This window comes from Comamonas sp., from assembly GCF_036666375.1.
Lineage (GTDB): Bacteria > Pseudomonadota > Gammaproteobacteria > Burkholderiales > Burkholderiaceae_C > Comamonas.
Window position 1 is genome coordinate 13873 of sequence record NZ_JAVWWA010000113.1, and the last position, 2790, is coordinate 16662.

At 67.2% G+C, this 2790-nt stretch carries 2 protein-coding genes; both read left to right on the forward strand.

What is annotated here, in order from left to right; genetic code table 11:
* The first annotated feature begins 179 nt into the window (after positions 1 to 179).
* Positions 180 to 965 (forward strand): class II glutamine amidotransferase, encoded by a 786-nt coding sequence (locus RR928_RS20890; RefSeq protein ID WP_332538128.1) that lies wholly within the window; start codon positions 180 to 182, stop codon positions 963 to 965.
* A 51-nt stretch (positions 966 to 1016) separates the two neighbouring features.
* Positions 1017 to 2714, forward strand: a complete 1698-nt coding sequence (gene dhaL, locus RR928_RS20895; protein WP_332684083.1) for a dihydroxyacetone kinase subunit DhaL — start codon at positions 1017 to 1019, stop codon at positions 2712 to 2714.
* Positions 2715 to 2790: the final 76 nt, after the last annotated feature.

The following is a 2790-nucleotide window of genomic DNA, read 5'->3' on the forward strand; positions in this document are numbered from 1 at the left end:
CCGCGGCGGCCCCCATCGCGGCCACTGGCGATGGACATCCGGCAAGGTTTGGCGCCCACACCCTGCGCCGCACACGCACTATCTCCCCGCATTGCACACTTTTCGTGCACAGAAGCCGCTGCTGAAGTTAGGCTATAGGCTCACGCCGCACTTTTTTCTTTGTTTTCCCCGACCTCACCATGTGCCAGCTTCTTGGAATGAATTGCAACACCCCGACCGACGTGCGCTTTAGCTTCAGCGGCTTTGCGCAGCGCGCGGGAAACACCGGTGATCACACCGACGGCTGGGGCATCGCGTTCTTCGAGGAAAAGGGCCTGCGTCACTTCGTAGACCACCAGCGGGCCGTGACATCTCCCGTGGCCCAGCTGATCCGCGAATACCCGATCAAGAGCTGCAATGTCATTGCGCATATCCGCAAGGCCACGCAGGGTGTGACCAGCCTGCAGAACTGCCACCCTTTCGTGCGCGAGCTCTGGGGCCGCAACTGGGTGTTTGCCCACAACGGGGATCTCAAGGAATACGCTCCCAAGCTGCACTCCCATTTCCGCCCCATTGGCGATACCGACAGCGAGCGCGCTTTCTGCTGGATCATGCAGGAGCTGTGGAAATCGCATGCGGGCCTGCCCAGCATCGAGGAATTGACCCATACGCTGCGCGATCTCGCGGCCAGGATCGCACCCCACGGCACCTTCAACTTCCTGCTGTCCAACGGCGAAGCGCTGTGGGCGCATGCAACGACAGCGCTGTGCTACACCGAGCGCCGCCACCCCTTTCCCCAGGCGCAGCTCGCGGATGAAGATCTGAGCGTCGACTTCGCGCACGAAACCACGCCCAACGACCGCGTCGCGATCATCGTCACCGCACCGCTGACCAAGAACGAGGAGTGGACACACTTTCGTACCGGAGAACTCAAGGTCTTCGTCGACGGCGCCTGCCTCACACCGCCGCAGAGCGGCGCGGCCTGACCCCTCTGCCTGCGCGCGCCGGGCCGGCGACAAAGACCTCTGAAAGCTTTCATGAAAAAACTCATCAACAGCGTTCTCGACGTCGTCCCCGACATGCTCCAGGGGCTGGCCTTGTCCCAACCCGCAATCCAGTTGCTGCAAGGCCAGAACATCGCGCTGCGCGCCGATGTCGATGCGCTCAAGGCCCGCCATGAAGTCGCGCTGGTCTCGGGCGGTGGCGCGGGGCACGAGCCCGCGCATGCGGGCTTCATCGGGCCGGGTCTGCTCACGGCAGCCGTGGTCGGCGACGTCTTCACGTCTCCCAGCGCCGACGCGGTGCTCGCCGCGATCGAAGCCGTCGCCAATCCTGCGGGCGTGCTGCTGATCATCAAGAACTACACCGGCGACCGCCTCAACTTCGGCCTCGCGGCCGAAATCGCGCGCAGCCGCGGCATTGCGGTGGAGACCATGGTCGTAGCCGACGATGCAGCGCTCAGCGCGCGCGGCGACCACGCGGGCCGGCGCGGCCTCGCGGGCACGGTGCTCGTGCACAAGGTCGCGGGCGCTGCCGCAGCCGCCGGCAAGCCGCTGGCCGAAGTGCACGCTGCGGCAATGCACGCCGCCCAGGCCGTGAGCACCATGGGCGTGGCGCTGTCGCCTTGTACCGTTCCCGCCGCAGGCAAGCCCAGCTTCACTCTGGGCGACGACGAGATCGAGCTGGGCCTGGGCATTCATGGCGAGCCCGGCGTGCAGCGCGCCCCGCTGGCGCCGGCTCGCGTCCTGGTCGAACGCATTCTCAACGTGCTGCTGCAGGACCAGAACATTCAGGCCGAAGAGCGCGTGGCGCTGCTGATCAACAACCTCGGCGGCACGCCCGCCATGGAAATGGCCATCGTCACGCAAGCGGCGCTGCACCATCTGGCGCAGCGTGGCATCCATGCCGAACGCGCCTGGACCGGCACCTTCCTCTCGGCGCTTGAAATGAGCGGCGTATCGCTGTCGCTGATGCGGCTCGATGCGCCGCTGCTGGCCGCACTCGACGCGCCGGCCGAAGCCAGCGCCTGGCCTGCGGCCCACCAGGGCCTGATCGCCAACCCAGGGCGCATCACGCGTGCCGGCGCCGGATCGCTGTCATCGGATACCGCCGGCTACGCCGTAGCGCAGGCCGCCGCACGGCCCGGGCTGAAGCATGCCATCACCCAGGTGCTCGACACGCTGGAAGCGGCCGAGCCCGAGCTGACCCGTATGGACCAGGTGGTCGGCGATGGCGACCTGGGCATCAGCCTGAGCCGCGGCGCCCAGGCCCTTCGCCAGGCCCTGCCCGGCTACCCACTGTACGATCTGCCCGCAACGCTGCGCGCCATGTCGGCCACGCTGCGCAGAGTCCTTGGCGGCACCTCGGGACCGCTGTATGCCATCGGTCTGCTGCGCGCCGCCCAGTCACTGCAGAACACGCCCGGCGACGGTGCTGCGGCCTTGCGCGCGGCAACCCAGGGCATCATGGAAGTGGGTGGGGCGCGCCAGGGCGATCGCACCATGCTCGATGCCTTGATCCCCGCAGCGAGTGCCTGGGAAGACGCGGCCGGGCTGCCGTTGGCGCAGGCCCTGCAGCGCGCGGCCGACGCCGCGGAACAAGGCTGCGCGGCCACCGCCGAGGTCGTTGCACGCCGCGGGCGCTCCAGCTATCTCGGAGAGCGTGCATTAGGCCACCCTGACCCGGGCGCCAAGGCCGTCGCGCTGTGGCTTCAGGCGCTGGCCATCAGCTGCTGAAAGCCCTGGGCCTGACAAACGAAAAAGAGAGCGCGCAGCGCTCTCTTTTTTTGTCTTCATGGAAGTCCGGATTTTG

Coding starts and splice junctions, on each gene's coding strand:
- RR928_RS20890 (WP_332538128.1), top strand. CDS start 180: ATGTGCCAGCTTCTTGGAATGAATTGCAACACCCCGACCGACGTGCGC.
- dhaL (WP_332684083.1), top strand. CDS start 1,017: ATGAAAAAACTCATCAACAGCGTTCTCGACGTCGTCCCCGACATGCTC.